This is a genomic window from Caballeronia sp. LZ003 (genome assembly GCF_031451465.1).
Lineage (GTDB): Bacteria > Pseudomonadota > Gammaproteobacteria > Burkholderiales > Burkholderiaceae > Caballeronia.
Map to the genome: position 1 here is coordinate 1 of NZ_JARUXJ010000002.1, position 19,985 is coordinate 19,985.

Genomic DNA, 19,985 nt, shown 5'->3' on the forward strand with positions numbered 1-19,985 from the left:
CGAGGTCTTTGATCGTCAGCATGGTGAATCTCCTAAGTGGTTGGTTGGTCGAGCGTTGATTTGTTGCGCTCGCAGCTACATATGCGAGAGGCATGCCAAGCAAGCCACCAAGGCGGTTACTATTTCCTAAGTGAATGAATTTAAACGTTAAAAACGCTAAAAATGGCTTTTAAGGGCAAGCGTCCATACGCATTCGAAATTGGGGGTGTATTAAAGCGGCAGACAGCGTTCTGGAAAGTGAACGTCACAAACAGACACCCTTGGGACTTGTCTCCGACTCACGATTTCCAAGGCAGACGCGGCTGCGCTCTGAAGGTCTTTTGTCGAGTGCCGAGAGTACATGGCAAGGAGAGCCCGCACGCGACGGTGTTAATCGAATGATGGTTAGAACTTGCTAAGCCACAATGCACTCGTGTCGGCACCGCAGACGAATCCGTCGACGCGCCGAAGGCAACGAATCAAGCGGAGACCGTGCGATTAAGTTCAGCGACTGAAACATGCGATCGTTAAGTCGGGCGAGTTGACGATCTCAAAGGCGGATGACCTTGAGTAGGCCCAGACCATTCATCGGCGCAGTCGGGTTTACTCAACGTTGAAATCAATTGTTCTGAGTGCCTTTCACACCGAAAAAGATCGTCACGCCGTGACTTTCTTAACGTATGTTCCACGTGCCGCGGGCGCGATACCGCTAGCCGTACGCAACGTCAGCTTAGCCACCGGCTTACCGCTCGCGCGATCGATTAGCTGCGAATGCTTTTCGCCGCGTGCAAAAAGGTTGGCTTCACCCCATTGCCGCAACGTGACAATCACGGGGAACAGCGCTTCGCCCTTCGGCGTTAGCGCATATTCCTGATAAGCGGAGCCGTCCGACGCAGGGACCACTTCGAGCACGGCCGCATCGACGAGGAGTCGCAAGCGGTCGGTGAGAATATTGCGCGCGATCCCGAGACTTTCCTGAAACTCGCCGAAGCGACGCACGCCGTCGAACGCATCGCGCACGATAAGCAGCGCCCATCGCTCGCCCACGATATCGAGTGCCCGTGCGACGGGACACGATGAATCCGCAAGACTTTTGCGCTGCGCCATTTGCATTTCTCCAGTCAAATCCGAACCGATATCTGTCTTAGCGACCCACCTCAACCAGTTGCATTTTAAAACAAGTTTGTCTAGACTGGATTCTAGTTGCATTGTGAAACTAGTTAAAGATATAAGGGCAGGGCGATCCATGAATGCCGGAAGCACACCGTGCGACGCGACAGAACAAAACGACAATCCCGCAGAAGATGCGCCTCGCTCACTGCCGTCCGTCCTCGTTTTGCTGCTCGCAGTGTGCTGCGCGGTGAGTGTCGCGAACGTCTACTACGCGCAGCCCCTGCTCGACGCCATTGCCGAAGACTTCCGCATTACGCAGGCAGCCGTTGGTGGCGTCATCACGGCAACGCAAGTTGGCTGCGCGCTGGCTTTGTTGCTGGTCGTACCGCTTGGCGATCTGCTTAACCGCAAGGTCCTGATGTGCATACAGCTCGTCTTTCTCACGGCTGCTCTGGCCATGGTCGGCTTCGCGCATTCGCCGGCGATATTGCTCATCGGCATGGTCGGCGTCGGGATGCTCGGCACCGCGATGACGCAAGGATTGATCGCGTACGCGGCGACACTTGCGCATCAATCGGAACGCGGTCGCGTAGTTGGCGCCGCGCAAAGCGGCGTGGTAGTCGGGTTGCTCATGGCGCGTTGCTTCGCCGGCGTCATCACCGACCTTGCAGGATGGCGCTCGGTGTATCTCATATCGGGTCTATTGGCGGCCGTCATGCTGCTCGTGCTTTGGAACGCGGTGCCGACGCCGCGCATGAGCCCGCTCAAGCTGACCTACGCTCAACTGCTAAGGTCGATGTTCATGCTGCTTGCATCCGAGCGCGTGTTGCGGGTTCGTGGCGTGATCGGCCTTCTCATGTTCGCGGCGTTCAGTATTTTTTGGAGCGCGCTGGTCTTGCCGCTCAGCGCGCCGCCGCACTCGCTGTCGCATACACAGATCGGCGCGTTCGGGCTGGTCGGCGCAATCGGGGCACTGGCCGCTGCGAGAGCAGGCTATCTGGCCGACCGAGGTCTCGGGCAGTGGACCACTGGCATCGCGCTGATCTGTCTTGTGACTTCATGGATGCCCATAAGCCTCATGCCGCAGAGCATGATCGCGTTGATGGTGGGAATCGCGTTGCTCGATATCGGCGGCCAGGCAGTGCACGTGGTCAATCAAAGCATGATTTTGAGCGGCCAGACTGCGTCGCACGGGCGTCTCGTGGGCTGCTACATGCTTTTCTATTCGGCGGGAAGCGGTATCGGCGCGGCGGCGTCCACTTACGTGTATGCGCAAGCAGGTTGGATGGGTGTCTGCGTCCTCGGGTTCGCCGTAAGTGTGGCTGCGCTCGTTTTCTGGGCCGTTACCTTGCGTTCGCAAAATCGCTAAGCGACGACTCTTGCAAAGCCGCTTCGCAAGAAAGGCGAAGCGGCAAATGACGCTTGTCCAGGCGATGTCGACGGGAGACGAATACACCGCACCGAAGAGCAAAATTTTCGATGCTAAGAAGCCGTTAGGAAGGCTATAATTCGCCGCGCAAGGCAGAAACCGCACTACGTAGGCTCTGGATCAACAAGGAGAACCGCCGTGCTTCCATCTGACCGCAATAACGACAAAGCTTCCAGCTCGGGACGCCGGCAGTTCCTCGGTTTCACCGGCGCAGGCATGCTAGCGACACTGCTGCCCGGTTGCGGCGGCGACGACAACCACGCCGCCTCCTACCCGCAGACCATTGCGATGGGCCAGCAGGCTATCCAGCAAGCCATCGGCAATACGGCGCAGCCCGTGGCCGCCATCTCGGTTGCCATGCTCAAGGGCAACGACGTCGTGTGGCAGCAGGCGTTCGGCGCATCGTCGGTGCCGAGCCAGACCCAGGCCACGACAGCGACGCGCTTCAATATCGGATCGGTCAGCAAGCTCTTTGCAGGGCTTGCCGCAACGATCCTCCAGGACCGTGGACTGATTACGCTCGATACCCCCATCGTCCGCTATCTGCCCACGTTCTCGATGCTTTCCCCCGAGTACACGCGAATCACGACACGCCATCTGCTGTCGCATTCGTCGGGTTTTCCCGGTACCAATTCGCGCAATCTCTTCACGTTCTCGCCGGTTCCCGGCTATGCGGCCGACACGCAGGCCGAGCTCGCCAACACTCATCTGAAGCATTTGCCGGGCGAGCTTGCGGTGTATTGCAACGACGGCTTCACGATGGTGGAGCAACTCGTCCTGGCAATGACCGGGCAAAGCTTCGCGAGCTTCGTCGAGACGAACATTCTCGCGCCGCTGAAGATGACCAATTCGAGTTATCTGACGAGTGTGCCGACCGATGGCTCGTTCTCGTATCCCTATGTGAACGGCACGCAATATCAGGAGTTCGTCAACGCTTACGCGACGGGCGGGCTAAGTTCGACGCCCGGCGACATGATGAATCTCGCGCGGATGTTCCTCGGCGGCGGCGCGTTCGAGGGCAAGCAGATCGTGTCCGCGGCGGGCATTGCGCAGATGGGTACGGACCAGACAGCGGGGCTCCTGATCAATCCATCGCCGGAATGGCGTTGGGGTCTCGCATGGGATTCAGTCGTGCAACCGGGGCTAGCCGCTGCCGGCGTTCTCGGATGGGAAAAGGACGGCGGCACGGCCTTCTTCACTAGCGAGTTCTTCATCGTGCCGAAGGCGCAACTGGCGTTGATGGTGACCGGCAATACGGGCTACGACGCGCGCAAGCTTGCGGAGAGCATCGTGCTTTCGGCATTGAAAGAGGACGGCACCATCGCCGCCCTGCCGCCCACGGTCGGCGGCACGGCGCCTTCAGCGGCGACGGGTCCGGTTATCGCGGACACGGCCGGCATCTACGGCAACTCGGACTCGCCGCTTCAGGTGATCGCCAACGGCGACGGCAGTGTGCAACTCAACCAGTGGAATGGTGCGACGCGCACGTGGGGGCAGCTTGGCGCGGGCGCCTATCAGTACCGCAGCGACGGATGGTACTGGAGCAATAGCGATACGGCCTCGTACCGTTTCGCGGTCGTCACCGGAACCGACGAGGACGGCACCCCATTCAGCTATCGTTATCTGATGAAACGCGTCGTCCCTGGCGCGGGCTATGCCTTCCTTACGTTACCCATCGGCCAGCAACTTGCCGCGCTCGCACCACTCGACGCCGCGTGGCAGCAACGCCTCGGCACGCAATGGCGCGTGACGAACGACTCGACGACAGCGGTGCCAATAGTGGTCGACGGCAACGAGCCCGCGTATCTCACCAGCCTGCCCGAATTGCCGGGCTACGTGCTGTACGGCAATAGCGACCTTCGCTATCAACTCTTCGTGCCGCTTGCAGATGACCGCGGCGGCATGTCGGTTAAGGTGCCGGGCAACTTCGGCCGCGATCTCTACGAGATTCGCTTTGCATCGGCGAGCAACGCCACCACGCTGACCTTGGGCAGTTCGATTTACGCGCAGGTGTAACGCCCTCACGACGAAAGCCGTGTCGACGCCTGGCGCGTCGACACGCATCGGCACGTCTAGCAAACCCTCACGTTCACGTCAAAAGAACCACACGTCTGGTGCCTTGTCGCCATGCGTATGCTTAATGTAATCGATCACGCGAAACGGCTTGCTAAGGGTCGCCTAAGTATCCAAAGCTTAGTATGGCCTTAATCATCGCGATCTCAGTCAAGGCTCATCGAAGCGAAAGATGGTGCGCGTCGCGGCTGGCATGTGGTGTGGTTTGTCGGACGGCGAAGCGCGCAACGGGTGCGCATGAATGGCGTATTCAGACGCCGAGACGCACCATCGAAAACTCCGTGGAGTACGAGTGTTGAACAACGCAAGGAGCTGGGCGCCCAGAGGCGCCTGGCGCTATGGAGTGGCACTGGTCGCCGCGCTCGCTGCCTTCGGTGCGCGAGAGTTGATGCACCCCGTGCTGGAAGCGCACATGCCTGCACTTTTCTTCACGGTCGCGGCGGTCCTCGTGGGGTTCTTTCTCGGTATTGGTCCAGCCATACTCGTGGTGGCCATTGGCGTGCCTATCGCCGACTATTTTTTCGTACCACCGTATGCCAACTTCGGATACTTCGACAAAGAGGACGTGATTCTTTTCGTTGCTTTCCCAACGGCTACGCTTCTTTTCCTCTGCATGATCGAGTGGCTTAGACGCACTCAACACGAAGCCAGACTTTTTGCTGAAGTCGCGCGGTCCCGACATCAAATGCTTTTACGGTCCGACAAGCGTAGAAGAAGCGCGGAGGCGTCGCATTTGATTTCAGACCGATTGCTTCGTCAGTTCACGGACGAAAGCGCCGATATCCTATACATAGGGAAGGTTGGGTCGTCCTATGAGTACGTCAACGAATCGTTCGAAAAAGAACTTGCGCCGTTGGAAGGAGAATCGGCTTCATCGCGCCTAATGGCGACATTTTCCGAAAGCGACGCGTCTACATTTGCCTCGGCCTTCGAACAATCGAGCGACGAGGTCACAAGAAGCTGGGTTGTCAAATTGCCTCGCCGTGATGTCGTTGGTTCCGATTTGACATGTCGCTTGGAGCGCTTTCCTACCTCGCACGGCGCGTATCTGATTTTGAAAGTTCCGCCCGAGTCTGTTGAATGAGCGCTCAAAACGTATTGATGCAGGATATCGTCCACGCCGCAAGCAGCCGAAATCATGCTGTCTTATTGCTTCATGGCTTGAGAAGCACGCCGCAGGAAATGGGTTATGTGGCCCGGGCGCTCGTCAAACAAGGCTTTGCCGTGCATGTCCCATACCTGCCCGGGTATGGACTTGGAACCGAATGCGGCACGTCCGTCGAGTGGCGCGAGCAGGTCAGAGCGCATTATCGAAAACTCGCGGGCGCGTATGGCAGCGTGTCGGTAGGCGGTCTTTGCATTGGCGCCACATTGGCGCTTGCGCTCGCCATAGAGGAGCCTGAAATTCTTGCGCTGTCGTTACTCTCCGTCACGCTCGACTCCGACGGCTGGACCATTCCCTGGTATCACTGGATGCTAGGTCTCGCCTATAAAACACCGATCCGGAACTTCTACAGCTTGCGTGAGCGCTCGCCCTTCGGTTTGAAGAACGAGGCGCTAAGGGCAAAAGTGGCAAAGAGCATGCTGCGTCGAGGGGATTCCGAAATCGGCGCCGCCACTTTATCGATGCACCATATCTTCGAAGCCAAAGCCCTGGCGAAATACGTAACCAAAAACATCGCAAAGATCAAAGCAGATTGCCTGCTGATTCATGCAATAGACGACGACATCTCCACCACCGCGAACGCCGATGTCGTGTATCGCGGTATCGGTTCGACACGTCGACGCAAGATTTTCCTCGACGACTGCTATCACATCATCACGATGGACAATGAACGCGATCTGGTTGCTCGCGAAACGCATTATTTTTTTGAAGAGGCGGCCAAGCTGAAGAACGATGGCTTGAATGCAGTCTCTGTCGCGCGAGCGCAAGGAACGCGGCGTCAGACTACCCACTCGCTCGCGGAATCTGGCGTCTTCGCGAAGTGGTTTCGCCGCGACCTTTGACGTGACGGTAATGTCCAGCTTTTGCTTCCATCACGACACCGCCACTCCCAGCGCGTGCCCGATGCCGAACGTGAACGCGGCAGTAGCCAGTCCCACGACAACCTGGCGCATCGCCGAGAAGCTTGCGCTGCGGCCATTGAAGAGCGACGTGAACATGCCGATAGCCACCAGCGCCAGCACACTGAAGCCGATGCACTGAACAATGGCGGTCGTGCCGGATGTCCACAGAAACGGCATCGTGGGAAAAATAGCGCCGGCGGCGAACAGACAAAACGACACGGCCGCCGCAGACCAAGGGTTGCCACCGAGTTCAGCCGGGTCCAGACCCAGTTCCTCGCGCACGAGCACATCTAGCGCCTTGTCCTTGTCTTGCATGATCTGCGCGGCCACGCGCCTCGCTTCTTCCGCGCTCAGTCCTTTCGCCTTGTAGATGAGCGTCAACTCGTGTTCTTCCGATTCCGGGCTGTGCTCGAGTTCGTTCTCTTCCTTCGATACCTGCGCCTGCGCAAGCTCGCGTGCATTGGTCACCGAAAGCCATTCGCCCAGTGCCATCGAACAGGCGCCGGCAATCAATCCGGCAAGCGCGGTCAGCAGGATGGCCTTGTTGCCCGTGCCAGCGCCCGCCACGCCCATGATCAGGCAGAAGTTCGAGACGAGGCCGTCGTTGGCGCCGAGCACGGCGGCGCGCAAGTCGTTGCCGGATGAAACGCCGCGATGCCACGACTCGCCTTGCGCGATGTCCGCGCCTTGCGACGCCGCGGGCATGCCCGAGTTTGCCATTGCCTGCACGACGCTCGCATGTCGTTGCTCGTCTTCCGACATGCGTGCGGTGTCCGGATTGCCCGCGTACTTGTTGCGGTCGGCAAACTCCGCAGCCGCAATCGACGGAAGCACGAAGCGCGGTCCGAGCAAATGGACGAGCGCTTGCATGAGATAAGTCTTGGCATTGAAACCGGAAGGCGCCTTTTTTCCGTTTGCCCTGAGTTTATCGGCCCACACGCGTGCATGCATTCGTTCGGATGCGGCGAGTTCGCTGAAGACTTCGCTCCGAGAGCGGTCTTGTTCCACGCGTGACAGCGTCTCGTAGATCGCGGCGCTGTGAAGTTCATCGGCGAGGTTTGCCCGAAATTTTCTGAGTTCTTGTGCGGAAGCCATGTCGTTTCCCATCGCGCGCACTTCTTGCCTTTCGCATCGCAGGCGCGCGAAAAATATTCAAGCGACTCTCATCTCAGATGAGAATAAAAACACTTCTAACTCTGCTCACGGTTTTGCGAGCCCAAATGCACAAACGGGCGACCAGCCTTTGAAGGATGGTCGCCCGAATGGGAAATCGAACCGCATGATCGATGGAACAAAGATGCGGTAAGCCTGTTACGTACAACGCTGCGTCATGCTTCGACGAAACACGTGCTGCGCTACCGTATCACGAAGTTGGGAGGAGCGATTCACTGCACCACACAAATATGCCGCGAAAACGAAAGCATTCGACATCGTCATGCAATGCTTGAACAATCGCTTCCCGATCCAAGCTAGGCGAGATACTTGCTTACAAGAGCGCCAACCCATTCAGCCTCCCTATCTTGATGCCGCGACCGTCGTTCTCCGCTCAGCTCTTTGCGCTCTGGATACTCGTGGCGGTCCTCTGCGGGCTGCTCACGGCCGCCGTGTGGCTCATGCTTTCCTCGGCGCTCGGCGAGCGCGTCACCGCCGCGAAAAGCCAGGCAACCGCAGCCTGCGCGGCGGTCGCATCGCGCTATGACTTGTCGATGCAACGTCCCGGCGAAACCAATTTCGATCTCATGCACGCGGTCCTCGACCTCGTGCTGATCCGCACCGATGGCATCGAAGGCGGCTTCTGGACCGCGGCTCCTGCAAAGGGCGCACCGAACGGCTTTCTCGCGTACGCCTTTCCCACGTACGAAGGCAGCGGCGTGAAGCGCGATGTCCCCGAGGCCGAAACGCCGCTCATTCTGCGAACGCTAAAAAACGCGGCGAGCGCGAGCCAGATGCAAGAGGATGTCGTGTCGAGCGGCGGCGATGCCGTGGTCGCCGTCGCGTGTCCCGTGCCGCGCCATACCGGCCTCTTTGCGTGGATGCTGACGCGCGCGCATCCACCGCTCGGGCCGTATGGAGAGCGCGCTGCGAGCATTCTCGCGGGCGTGCTTACCATCATCGTTGTGCTTGCGCTCTTTCTTGCGCTGGCCCTCAGACGCTGGAAGCGCAACCTCACGCGGCTCGAACAGGCGCTTGCGCCAGCGGGCGCGTTCGAGCAAGGCAAGCGGCTGGAACGGCTCGGCGAGCAGGATCTGGATCAGATCGTCGCGGCGCTCAATCGATACGTCGAACGCGCCGAGCGCCTGCAGCGCGAAGCGAACGCACTGAGCACACAACTCGCGCAGGCGGAGCGGTTCAGCACGCTAGGCAAGATGGCCGCGCAGATCGCGCACGAAATACGCAACCCCGCAGGCGCCATGCGTCTGAAAGCGGAAAACGCGCTTGCTGGTGACGCCACGCGCCGCGAAGCCGCGTTGAAGACGATCATCGAGCAGGTGGGCCGCATCGAATCACAGGTGACGAGCCTGCTTGCCCTGACGCAGCCCGTGACCATCGACGCGCGCGCGGTCGACCCGCACGTCTGGCTCGCGGAGATCGTGCAGTCGCATGAGTCGCGCGCGCAATGCCGGGACGTCTCCCTGCACGCGGAGGTCGAGACAGGCTCGACCCAGCCCGTCTTCGATCCCGCGCAACTGGCGCGCGCGCTCGACAACCTGGTGGTCAACGCGTTGCGGCATGCGCCGCCGGGCGGACACGTAACGGTGCGCGTGCATGGCGCACAATGTGCGCAGGGCAAACGTCTGCGAATCGAAGTCATCGACGATGGTTCCGGCGTGAACGTGGCCGAACGAGAGCGCATTTTCGAGCCGTTCGTGACGGGGCGCCCCGACGGCTCGGGGCTCGGTCTTGCCGTGGTTCGTGAGATTGCATCGGCGCATGGCGGGCGCGCCTATCTTGCGGAAGATTCCAACGTGACGCGCTTTGTGATCGATTTGCCATGGCGACCATACTGATCATCGACGACGACGATGCCTTCCGCGAAGGCCTCGCCGAAACCGTTCAGGACTTGGGTCATACGCCGCTCGAAGCGCGCTCCGGCGAGGCGGCGTTCGAGCGGCTGCGCGAGCACGACACCCCCGACTGCATCTTTCTCGACTTCCGGCTGCCCGGTGCGGACGGTCTCTCGGTTCTGGAATCGCTGCGCGAGAACGCAGACCTTCGACGCGTGCCTGTGGCAATGCTCACCGCGCACGCGACGAGCGACAACACCATCGGCGCAATGCGGCTCGGCGCGTTCGAGCATTTAACCAAGCCCGTCGGCCGCGACGAGATCGCCGCGTTGCTCGAACGCATGCTCGCCGCGCACGCCGATGCGCCTGCCGCCGCGCCGCCAGCCTTCGCCGACGAAGCGCCGTCGCGCGAGCCGCAATTGCTCGGCATCAGCGAAACCATGCGCGACGTGCAAAAGCGTCTTGGCCGCGCGGCGGGCACGAGTTCGACCGTGCTCATCACCGGAGAAACGGGCACGGGCAAGGAGGTGGCGGCGCACGTGCTGCATCGCGCGTCGGCGCGCGCCGGGGGACCGTTCGTCGCCGTGAACTGTGCGGCGATTCCAGCGGATTTGCTCGAGAGCGAGCTCTTCGGGCATGGCAAGGGCGCGTTCACTGGCGCGCATGCACAACGGCGCGGGCGCTTCGAAGAGGCGCACGGCGGCACGCTGTTCCTCGATGAAGTGGGCGACATGCCACTTGCCATGCAGGCGAAGCTCTTGCGCGTGCTTCAGGAGCGCCAGGTCACGCCGCTCGGCGCGAATCAAACCATAGCCGTCGATGTGCGCATCGTGGCCGCGACGCATCGCGACCTGCCGGCCATGGTCGCGGCAGGTACGTTCCGTCAGGATTTGCTGTACCGGCTCGACGTGATTCCGCTGCATATGCCGCCTTTGCGTGAACGCGTCGCGGACATCTTGCCGCTCGCGGAGCACTTCCTCTCGACGCTCGCGGCATCGCCGGAAACGCGCAAGCATCTGTCATCCGATGCACAACGTCTGCTCGTCACCTTCGGCTGGCGCGGCAACGTCCGTGAACTCGCCAACGCCATGGAAAGGGCGAGCGCGCTTGCGCCCGGCGCGCTGCTCACGCGCGATGACTTCGCCTTTCTCTTCGATACCGCCGCCAGCGTCAACGACGCCATTCCCGCCAGTCTCGCCGAACTGCCGCTCAACGACGCGCTCGCGCAACTCGAACGGGCGCTGATCGTCCGTGCACTCGCACTCGCCGATGGCAATCGCGCAGAAGCCGCGCGCAGGCTCGGCATCAGCCGCCAGTCGCTCTATACGCGTCTGGCGAACGTCGACTCTTCCAATTCCGGCGACTGAGCAAACGGCGAGTGTCAAGCAACCGGACTGCGTGTGTCCGATTCCTTGACACCGTGGTCGCGTGACATGGCGTCGCCCATAGGCTGCAAGGGGTCGAGGCTCATGGCATAGGGCTTGCAAAAGACTGCGCACCTAGTGGAGGAGTGAGTCATGCAATCGACCTCGAAGTATCCCATTCAACTCAACGCTGTTCGCGTGTTCGGCGCGGCGGCTTGTGCCGCTTTGCTCGTGACCAGCACGGGCTGCGTCGCTCAGACGCAAGCCGCGGCGACACCCGTTGCGCCACCGGCAGCGGCGCCCGTCGTACCTCCGCCGGTTGCCGCCGCGCCCGCACCGACTGCCATGCCCGCGCCGCCGCCTGGTCAGGCTCCGCTCGAATCAGCCGACGCCGGCACGGCAGTGGACACACGGGCCACGGTGGCCCGCTTCCTCACCAACCCGGATGGCGACGTCGACGGCTTTCTCACCGACGACGGCGCGCTCGTGCGCTTTCCGCCGCATTTGAGCGCGCAGCTTGTCTCCGCGATGCGTCCCGGCGACAGCGTGCAAATCAGCGGCTTGCGCGATGCGGGCGGCAATCTCAAGGCACAACGCATCGCGGATTCGAGAAGCGGCCAGCAACTCGTCGATACGCCGCCGCTTCCGGGCGCGCAACCCATGCCGCGTGAATTGCGTGGCGCGGGGCTCGCGCATCTGAGCGCACAGGGGCAAGTGGCCCATGTCACCACCGCTCCGCGCGGCGAACCGGACGGCGTGATTCTCGCGGATGGCACCGTCATCAAGCTCACGCCTCCGGTCGCGCAGCAGTTTCCGAGTCTTGTCCACACGGGCGCGAAGGTATCCGCGCAAGGCTACGGCACGCGCAATCAGTACGGCACCGCGCTTCAGGCAACGGCATTCGGCGCACCGGGAAAACTCACGCGGCTTTATGACCGCGCTCCGGCCAACCCTTGAAGCTGCCGGTTACAAGCGAACTTTCATCGACATCTGAACGAGGAATCAAAACATGCATTGGATCGACCCTGACAGCCTTCCCGAAACGCGTGGCACCGTGACGCGCTTCCTTCTGAATCCGCACGGCGAACTGGATGGCTTCGTGCTCGGCGCCCGTCATGCGCGGCAGGTTCATTTTCCGCCTCATCTGTCGCGCCAGATCGCGCGGCAAATCGCCGTGGGCGATGAAGTCGGCGTGCGTGGCGTGAAGCCGCGCGGCGCGGACATGATCGCGGCGGTCGCGCTCGTGACGAAGACGGGCAAGGTCATTCTCGACGAAGGCCCGCATCACGATGGCAAGCCGCATGAGAAGCCGCACGTCGAGCGCGAGCCGATCGACGCGAGCGGTGAAGTGGTGCTCTCGCTCTTCGGTCCGAAAGGCGAGTTGCGCGGCGCATTGCTCGACGATGGCACGTCGTTGCGCATGCCGCCGCATGCCGCCGCCGAACTGGTCGCGTATCTGACTCCGGGCGCGCATGTCCAGGCGTGGGGGCATGGCGTCAAAAATCGTCATGGCTGCACGATCGAAGTGGACGAGATCGCCGAACTGATCGACGCGTAAAGCAAGCACGACGAGGAGAGCGACATGCTGAGTTGGGTGCATTTCGGGGATCTGCACGCTTCATTCGACGATGGTTATCAAAGCCTGAACCACTTGAAGAGGTGATCGCCCAATGAATCCTCTCTACGCGCTGGAAGGCCTGAACTTCTTCATGGCCGATGTGCAAGCCGGCATCGGACCATTTCTCGGGGTCTTTTTGCAGGCTCAGGGCTGGCATACGGATGCTATCGGAACCGTGATGACGCTCGGCGGCATTGCGGGGATGCTCGCGACCTCGCCAGCGGGCGCACTCGTCGATGCCACGCGTTACAAGCGCGGCCTGATCGTCGTGGCAGGCGTGATGACGACGCTCGCCTCGCTCGTGCTATGGGTATCGCACGATTATTGGATGGTCGCCGCCTCGCAGATTCTCACGGCGGTGACGGGCGCGGCGCTGGGTCCGGCGGTGGCTGGCGTCACGCTCGGCATGGTGCGCGAACGCGGTTTCGACCGCCAGTTCGGGCGCAATCAGGTGGCCAATCACGCAGGCAATGTCGTGGCCGCAGCGCTTTCGGGGTGGCTCGGCTGGCGTTTCGGCTTCGGCGCGGTGTTCGTGCTCGCCGGCTTGTTCGGCGCGATGACCGTGATTTCCACGCTCCTGATCCGGCGTGATTCGATCGATCACGATAGTGCGCGCGGGCTCGGCGCTTCGTCCTCGAAGGAGCGCGAGCACGCGAGCGGCTTTCGCATGCTGCTCACGTGCAAGCCGTTGCTGCTGCTTGCCGCTTCACTCGCGATGTTCCACCTCGGCAATGCGGCGATGTTGCCGCTCTATGGCCTTGCCGTCGTCGCGGCACACAAGGGCGATCCAAGCGCCTTTACCGCGCAAACCATCGTCATCGCGCAACTCGTGATGGTGGCCGCCGCGTTTTTCGCAAGCCGGATCATTCAACGTTTAGGTTACTGGGGCGTGATTCTCATCACCTTTCTTGCACTGCCGCTGCGCGGTCTGGTCGCGGCGATGTTCATCAACGCCTGGGGCGTGTGGCCCGTGCAGGCGCTGGACGGCATCGGCGCGGGGCTGCAAAGCGTGGCCGTTCCCGCGCTCGTCGTGCGCTTGCTACAAGGCACGGGGCGCGTGAATGTCGGGCAGGGCGTGGTGATGACCGTGCAGGGAATCGGCGCGGCGCTCAGTCCGGCGCTCGGCGGCATGCTCGCCCAGCACTTCGGTTATAAGGTTGCGTTTCTCGTACTCGGAGCCGTGTCCATCGGCTCGCTCTTGTTGTGGCTATTCTTTGGCAGCGCGCTCAAGAAGGCATGCGGCATCCATCGCGATTCTGCCAACGAACCCTCTCTCGCTACATGAATCCGATTTTTCTCTCCTGGGGCATCGGGCTTGCCGCGACTGCCGGCGTCATCCTGCGTCCCTTCAAATGGCCCGAGGCGATCTGGGCGGTCACGGGCGCCGTGTTGCTCGTCGCGCTCGGGTTGCTTCCGCTGAATCTCGCGTGGCAGGCGATAGGCAAGGGAAGCGACGTCTACCTGTTTCTCATCGGCATGATGCTGCTGTCGGAACTCGGCAGGCGCGAAGGCCTGTTCGACTGGATCGCGGTGCTTGCCGTGAACCATGCCAAGGGCTCGCCCCGAAAGCTCCTTTTGCTCGTGTATCTCGTCGGTGTCGTGGTGACGACGTTCCTTTCGAACGATGCCGCCGCCGTCGTGCTCACGCCCGCTGTTTTCGCTGCGGCGAGGAAGGCGCATACGAAGCCGTTGCCGCTCTTGTACGTGTGCGCGTTCATCGCCAACGCGGCGAGCTTCGTGTTGCCGATTTCGAACCCGGCGAATCTCGTGCTTTACGCGAATCACACGCCCGCGCTGGGCTCGTGGATTGCGCGATTTGCCTTGCCTTCGGTGTTGTCGATCGTTGCGACGTATTTCATGCTGCGCTGGACGCAGCGCGACAAACTCGCTGGCTCGTGCGCTCGCGATCTGAACGTCGAACCGCTCAGCGCGAACGGCAAAGTGACGCTCGCGGGCATCGGCGTCACGGCGGTGGCTCTGCTCACCGTCTCCGCGTTCGACATGCAACTCGGCCTGCCCACCGCGATCCTCGGCGTCGGCACCGCTTTGGTGGTGCTCGTGAAAGAACGTCAATCTCCGGTCGAGCTGATGAGCGAGATATCGTGGAGCGTGCTGCCGCTCGTGGCTGGCCTCTTCGTGCTCGTGGAGATGCTGGCGCATACGGGCGTCGTCGCGGCGCTTTCGCATTTGCTGGCGCTCGCGTCGCAGCAGAATCAGACCGTGACGCCGGCGGTGTCGGGCGTGGTCATCGCGCTCGGCAGCAACGCCATCAACAACTTGCCAGCGGGTCTCATTGCAAGCGCGACCGTGCTGCAAGCACATAGCCCCGAACGCGTGATCGATGCGTTGCTGATCGGCGTGGACCTCGGTCCCAATCTCTCGATCACCGGTTCGCTGGCGACCATTCTCTGGCTTTCGTCCATCCGGCGCGAAGGCGAGGAAGTGAGCTTCATGCAGTTCCTGAAGGTCGGTGCGATTGTCATGCTGCCCACGCTCTTATTGAGCCTCGGCGCGCGGCTCTTAGTCGGAAATTGAGCTCAGGCATTCGAAGACAAACAATGAGCAGCGCGTGGCTAGTCACGCTCCGCACGAGCAGCCGCTCAACCTCGACTGACCGAGTTCGGGCACACGGGTCGCCGCGAACCTACACGCCGCGACGCAGCGCATCGGCAACGACGACGAACGCAGGAGTCGGCTGACGTCGGCTGGGATAGTAAAGATGAAAGCCTGAAAACGACGGGCACCAGTCAGGCAGCACCCGCAAGAGCGCACCGCTTTCGATCTGCGATAAGACCCGCTGTTCGGGCACGAAGGCGAGGCCCACTCCCGCAAGCGCGGCTTTCACGGCCATCGTCGCGCTATTGAAGACGAGTTGTCCCTCCACGCGCACGTTCAGCTCGCGTCCGCCTTTCTTGAACTCCCACGCATAAATGCCGCCGGCCGTCGGCAGCCGGATGTTGATGCAGTTATGCGCCGTCAGGTCTCGCGGCGTCTTCGGCTTCGGATGCGCGGCGAAATAGTCGCGCGTGCCGACCACGGCCATGCGCACGTCGGGACCGATGCGCACCGCAACCATGTCCTTGGCCACTTGCTCGCCGAGCCGCACGCCCGCATCGAGCCTCTGTTCGACGACATCCGTGAGTCCGTTGTCGATGAAGAGCTCGATCGTGATGTCCGGATAGTCGGGCAAAAGCCGTTCTATCACCGGCCATAGCAGCATTTCCGCCGCGTGTTCTCCAGCAGCGATGCGCACGGTGCCCGCCGGCGTATCCCGCAATGCGGTGAGCGCGCTTAGTTCGGCCTCGATCTCATCGAGCCTGGGGCCGACCGACTGGATCAGCCGTTCGCCAGCTTGAGTCGGCGATATATTGCGTGTCGTTCTGGTCAGGAGGCGAAGGCCCAGCCGTGCTTCGAGATTGCGCACCGTCTGACTCAGCGCAGACTGCGAAACGCCAAGCTTCGCGGCCGCCTTCGTGAAGCTGCCCTCGCGGGCGACAGCGAGAAACGCGGTGATATCGGACAGATCGGAACGTGCCATGATGATTTATAAGCCTGGCTTCTAACTTCATGCCGATTTTAGCTCTTTATCGCAGGAAGTCGTGTTGCTACATTGAACGTCGAGACAACTATTGCAAGGAACGCACATGCGGATCATCGAATGCGGCTCGCAGCACTCGTCGACGGGCCTGGCTGAATATTTCACCGGAACGGTGAGGATCGACGCGCCGTTTGCGGGCGACGAACCCGCGCGCATCGGCGGCGCAACGGTGACGTTCGAACCAGGCGCGCGCACCGCGTGGCACACGCATCCGCTGGGTCAGACGCTCATCGTGATCGCGGGCCGCGGATGGGTGCAGCGCGATGGCGGACCAATCGAGGACATCAGAGCGGGCGACATCGTCTGGATTGCGCCCGGAGAGAAGCACTGGCACGGCGCGACCGCCACCACGGCAATGACGCATATCGCCATTGCCGAGAAGCTCGACGGCAGTCCCGTCGACTGGATGGAAAAGGTCACGGACAAGCAGTATCGCGGCGGCGTGCCGGCAAACGACGAAGGAGTCGCATGATGAACCGACGTATTCTCGGGAAGAGTGGTCTCGAAGTATCGGCAATCGGCCTTGGCTGCATGGGACTGAGCTTTGCCTACGGCCCTGCAGCGGAGAAGGCCGATGCGATCGAACTCATCCGCTCTGCCTTCGAGCAAGGCGTGACTTTCTTCGATACAGCCGAAGCCTATGCGCAAGGCGCGAACGAAACACTGCTCGGCGAGGCACTTGCGCCGTTCCGCGATCAAGTCGTGATCGCAACGAAGTTCGGTTTCGAGGGCGGCGACGTGCAGAAGGGCGTCAACAGCAAGCCGGACAACATTCGCGCGGTGACGGACGCGGCGCTCAAGCGGTTGCGCACGGATCGCATCGACTTGCTTTATCAGCATCGCGTCGACCCCGAGGTGCCAATGGAAGACGTCGCCGGCGCCGTGAAGGACCTGATTCAGGAAGGCAAGGTCAGACATTTCGGCATGTCGGAAGCGGGCGTCGAGTCCATTCGCCGTGCGCACGCCGTGCAACCGGTTGCGGCGTTGCAAAGCGAATATTCGCTATGGTGGCGTGAGCCCGAGAAAGAAATCCTGCCGCTGCTCGAAGAACTCGGAATTGGCTTCGTGCCGTTCAGTCCGCTCGGCAAGGGTTTTTTGACGGGCGCAATCGACGCGAGCACTGGTTTCGATCAAACCGATTTTCGCAATGTCGTGCCGCGTTTCTCGGAAGAAAATCGCAAGGCAAATCAGGCGCTGGTCGATGTGCTCAAGCAGATCGCCACGAGTCTGAACGCGACGCCCGCGCAAGTCGCGCTCGCGTGGCTGCTCGCGCAAAAGCCGTGGATCGTGCCGATCCCCGGCACGACGAAGCTGCATCGACTGAAGGAAAACATCGGTGGTGCTTCCATTGAGTTGACGGCGGACAATCTGCGCGATATCGATACGCGGCTCGCGAATATCATCGTACAGGGTGAACGCTATCCCGCACATTTGCAGGCGCGTGTCGGCAAATGAATCGCCTGCCGATTAGCCAAGCCGATGCCATCGACCCGTCTCCGGGCACACATCGGCTGGCGCGCCTTCGAACCACACTTGCTCGTCATCCAGTTGCGATGAGCTCGCGCCATCCACATCGAACTCCACTTGCAGTGCTTGTGCCACGCAGGCGTTTTCGATCGGAAGTTCCCAGCTCAGGAACACTTGAACGTAGTCCTCGTCGGGCGCGAAGTCGGACACGTTGAAGCTTTCGCTATCGCGTTGAATGACGCCATGAGGCTGGCCCGTATCGAAGATCATGGCGGTTCCACGGGTCAACGGAATGCGATGACTCGCAGCGGGGAAATGCACGTCCAGACCCTTGTCTTCGCTCAGAAAGAGATTGCAAAAAGCCGCGCCGCCATATTGCGCTCCGTCATGATGGTATCTCGCGCCACGACAGGCCATGAGCGCTATGTCGCTGGCGGCGAGCACGCCGGGTAGTCCGAGCGCGTTCGTCCAGTCGACGATAGCTCGCACGCAGTGCTTGTAGTCCGTCCAGCGCGCGCGAGTTCGCGCCAATGGCATGACCTCGACATCGCCGGGTTCGAGAACGAGCCGCGACATCGCTTCTCTTTGCCAGTCGGCGATGAGACTTGCAGGCGGCTCGGGCAAGTCGAGTGTGGTCGACAAAACGATGTCGCTCACGCGTCGGCTGCGGATGGCATCGCCGCTATGAAAAAAGGAAGTCAGCATGTCTCGAACGGGAAGGCGACATCCTCGCGCATCGACTCGCGCACGCACGTTGCAAACGCCAGCGCGGCAGGCTGGATCGATTGCGGCAATTGCAGACAGATGGCGAATGGCGGAAGGGCAGGCAAGCCGGACTCATGAAGCGCAAGCCTTTCGAGGTCGGTGGGTACGGTAAAGGCAAGCCATGCGGTGATCGCAAGGCCCGCCCGCACGGTGGCTGCGGTCGCCTCGATGTTGCCGCTCTCGAACACCGTGCGCCAGGCGATGCCTTCGTCCGCAAGCGCGCGCAGCACCATCGGACGGAAGGCGCAGCGTTCGTCGACCATCGAAAGCGGCAATGGGCGCTTGCGCCACGCATCACTGCCGCGGCCCGTCACCCACACGAGCGGCTCGATGCGGATCACTTCGCCTTCGGCCTCGCTCGCAACGTATTCGACGAGCGACACATCCACCAGACCGCTGTTCAACGCGTTGCGCAGTTCGCGTGATGCGCCGCATACCAGCGAAATTTCCACGTGCGGATGAGCATCGGCGAACGATTTCATCGCGGGCGCGAGCGCGGTGACGAGGTCGTAGGGCACGCCAACGCGAAGGCTGCCGCTTAACGACTGCCCGGTCATGTCGGACCAAATATCGTCGTTGAGCCGCATCAACTGGCGCGCCTTCACGAGGAACTGTTCACCCTTGCGTGAGAGTTCGAGCTTGCGCGTCTTGCGCACGAACAAGAGGCAGTCGAGCAAGTCTTCAAGCCGTTTGACTTGCTGGCTGATGGCGCCTTGCGTCATGTGCAGCCGATTCGCGGCAACCGTCATGCTGCCGCTGTCGGCCACGGTAACGAAGGTGCGGATGAGATCGAGATCGAAGTTTCGAGGCATCGACGCATTATGCATCGTAATGCGTGCCATCAAGATTTTTGGTTTTGCTGATGCGTGGGCGATCAGTAGAGTGCAAGTCTCGATACTCGCACGCATGTTCATGGCCTCGCTCAACCTCCCGCTTTTTCTCTTCGCAGTCGTCGCGACCATCACGCCCGGCGGCGCCACCACGCTTGCCACCGCGTCTGGAGCGCGCTTCGGCTTCATGCGCTCGATCCCGTTGATGCTCGGCATCGCCATCGGTCTTGCCGTGCTCGGCGCGTTCGCCGCACTCGGGCTTGCCGGTATCTTGCTGGCGATGCCCGCGCTGCAAACCGCCGTGAAAGCGCTTGGTTCCGCGTACTTGTTGTGGCTGGCATGGCGCGTCGCCCGAAGCGGACCGCCGAATGAGAACAGTGGTCCCGCGCGGCCGGTCACGTTGATCAACGGCATCCTGCTCTTGTGGCTCAACCCGAAAAGCTGGGCGATGACCGTCGGCGCCGCGGCGTCCTTCGCGCTAGCGGCGGACAGTCCCCACCGGCTTGCGATTCTCCTCGGCGCGGCCTTCGGCGTTGCGGCATGCGGGTCGCTCGTATTGTGGTGCGCGCTCGGTGCAATGCTTGCACGGTTGCTTCGAACGCCGCGTCATTGGCGCGTTGTCAATCTTGCGATGGGTTTGCTGCTGGCCGCATCCGTCTTGTCGATCTGGAGATGAC

18 protein-coding genes are annotated in these 19,985 nt (G+C 61.4%); 13 read left to right on the forward strand and 5 right to left on the reverse strand.

What is annotated here, in order from left to right:
* Positions 1–636 precede the first annotated feature (636 nt).
* The gene (locus tag QCE79_RS14670; protein WP_244830522.1) at positions 637–1,086 is read right to left on the reverse strand and encodes a helix-turn-helix domain-containing protein; all 450 of its coding nucleotides are present in this window, start codon (positions 1,084–1,086) and stop codon (positions 637–639) included.
* 139 nt (positions 1,087–1,225) lie between these two features.
* On the opposite strand from QCE79_RS14670, the gene QCE79_RS14675 reads away from it, so the two are divergent.
* The 4 genes from QCE79_RS14675 (at position 1,226) to QCE79_RS14690 (ending at position 6,601) form a co-directional block, all read left to right on the forward strand.
* Positions 1,226–2,461, forward strand: a complete 1,236-nt coding sequence (locus QCE79_RS14675; RefSeq protein ID WP_309845382.1) for an MFS transporter — start codon at positions 1,226–1,228, stop codon at positions 2,459–2,461.
* A 276-nt stretch (positions 2,462–2,737) separates the two neighbouring features.
* Positions 2,738–4,537, forward strand: coding sequence for a serine hydrolase domain-containing protein (locus tag QCE79_RS14680; protein WP_309846532.1), 1,800 nt, complete (start codon positions 2,738–2,740; stop codon positions 4,535–4,537).
* A 400-nt stretch (positions 4,538–4,937) separates the two neighbouring features.
* Entirely contained in the window at positions 4,938–5,678 is a 741-nt protein-coding gene (locus QCE79_RS14685) for a DUF4118 domain-containing protein (protein ID WP_309845384.1), read from the forward strand.
* A gap of 17 nt (positions 5,679–5,695) precedes the next feature.
* A complete protein-coding gene (locus QCE79_RS14690; protein WP_309845385.1) occupies positions 5,696–6,601 on the forward strand; it encodes an alpha/beta fold hydrolase in 906 nt (301 codons plus the stop codon).
* Between the two features lie 30 nt (positions 6,602–6,631).
* On the opposite strand, the gene QCE79_RS14695 is transcribed toward QCE79_RS14690, so the two are convergent.
* Positions 6,632–7,756, reverse strand: coding sequence for a VIT1/CCC1 transporter family protein (locus tag QCE79_RS14695; RefSeq protein ID WP_250494692.1), 1,125 nt, complete (start codon positions 7,754–7,756; stop codon positions 6,632–6,634).
* Positions 7,757–8,184: 428 nt separating this feature from the next.
* On the opposite strand from QCE79_RS14695, the gene QCE79_RS14700 reads away from it, so the two are divergent.
* The 6 genes from QCE79_RS14700 to QCE79_RS14725 all read left to right on the forward strand — a co-directional run bounded on the left by QCE79_RS14700 (position 8,185) and on the right by QCE79_RS14725 (position 15,183).
* Complete coding sequence (locus QCE79_RS14700; protein ID WP_309846536.1) at positions 8,185–9,669, forward strand: HAMP domain-containing sensor histidine kinase; 1,485 nt, start codon at positions 8,185–8,187, stop codon at positions 9,667–9,669.
* Positions 9,654–11,033: a sigma-54 dependent transcriptional regulator gene (locus QCE79_RS14705; protein ID WP_309845390.1), complete on the forward strand. Its 1,380-nt coding sequence runs from the start codon at positions 9,654–9,656 to the stop codon at positions 11,031–11,033. The genes QCE79_RS14700 and QCE79_RS14705 overlap by 16 nt, the downstream gene beginning before the upstream one ends.
* A 150-nt stretch (positions 11,034–11,183) precedes the next feature.
* Positions 11,184–11,987 (forward strand): hypothetical protein, encoded by an 804-nt coding sequence (locus QCE79_RS14710; protein WP_309845393.1) that lies wholly within the window; start codon positions 11,184–11,186, stop codon positions 11,985–11,987.
* 52 nt (positions 11,988–12,039) lie between these two features.
* On the forward strand, positions 12,040–12,588 hold the full coding sequence (locus QCE79_RS14715) for a hypothetical protein (RefSeq protein ID WP_250494695.1): 549 nt from the start codon (positions 12,040–12,042) through the stop codon (positions 12,586–12,588).
* 112 nt (positions 12,589–12,700) lie between these two features.
* A complete protein-coding gene (locus QCE79_RS14720; RefSeq protein ID WP_309845398.1) occupies positions 12,701–13,933 on the forward strand; it encodes an MFS transporter in 1,233 nt (410 codons plus the stop codon).
* Positions 13,930–15,183, forward strand: a complete 1,254-nt coding sequence (locus tag QCE79_RS14725) for an arsenic transporter (protein WP_309845401.1) — start codon at positions 13,930–13,932, stop codon at positions 15,181–15,183. The genes QCE79_RS14720 and QCE79_RS14725 overlap by 4 nt, the downstream gene beginning before the upstream one ends.
* A gap of 109 nt (positions 15,184–15,292) precedes the next feature.
* On the opposite strand, the gene QCE79_RS14730 is transcribed toward QCE79_RS14725, so the two are convergent.
* The gene (locus tag QCE79_RS14730) at positions 15,293–16,186 is read right to left on the reverse strand and encodes a LysR family transcriptional regulator (RefSeq protein ID WP_309845405.1); all 894 of its coding nucleotides are present in this window, start codon (positions 16,184–16,186) and stop codon (positions 15,293–15,295) included.
* A gap of 106 nt (positions 16,187–16,292) precedes the next feature.
* Here QCE79_RS14730 and QCE79_RS14735 point away from each other — a divergent pair, with 106 nt between their 5' ends.
* Positions 16,293–16,718, forward strand: coding sequence for a cupin domain-containing protein (locus QCE79_RS14735; RefSeq protein WP_309845410.1), 426 nt, complete (start codon positions 16,293–16,295; stop codon positions 16,716–16,718).
* Positions 16,718–17,701: an aldo/keto reductase gene (locus QCE79_RS14740; protein ID WP_250511259.1), complete on the forward strand. Its 984-nt coding sequence runs from the start codon at positions 16,718–16,720 to the stop codon at positions 17,699–17,701. Before QCE79_RS14735 ends, QCE79_RS14740 begins: the two co-directional genes overlap by 1 nt.
* Positions 17,702–17,713: 12 nt before the next feature.
* Here the strand turns inward: QCE79_RS14740 and QCE79_RS14745 are convergent, their stop codons facing one another.
* Positions 17,714–18,418: a hypothetical protein gene (locus tag QCE79_RS14745; RefSeq protein WP_250468228.1), complete on the reverse strand. Its 705-nt coding sequence runs from the start codon at positions 18,416–18,418 to the stop codon at positions 17,714–17,716.
* Positions 18,412–19,290 carry a LysR substrate-binding domain-containing protein gene (locus tag QCE79_RS14750; protein ID WP_250511188.1) on the reverse strand — a complete coding sequence of 293 codons (879 nt, stop codon included), beginning with the start codon at positions 19,288–19,290 and terminating at the stop codon, positions 18,412–18,414. Before QCE79_RS14750 ends, QCE79_RS14745 begins: the two co-directional genes overlap by 7 nt.
* 100 nt (positions 19,291–19,390) lie before the next feature.
* On the opposite strand from QCE79_RS14750, the gene QCE79_RS14755 reads away from it, so the two are divergent.
* Positions 19,391–19,984 (forward strand): LysE family translocator, encoded by a 594-nt coding sequence (locus tag QCE79_RS14755; protein ID WP_309846540.1) that lies wholly within the window; start codon positions 19,391–19,393, stop codon positions 19,982–19,984.
* The last annotated feature ends 1 nt before the right edge of the window (position 19,985 follow it).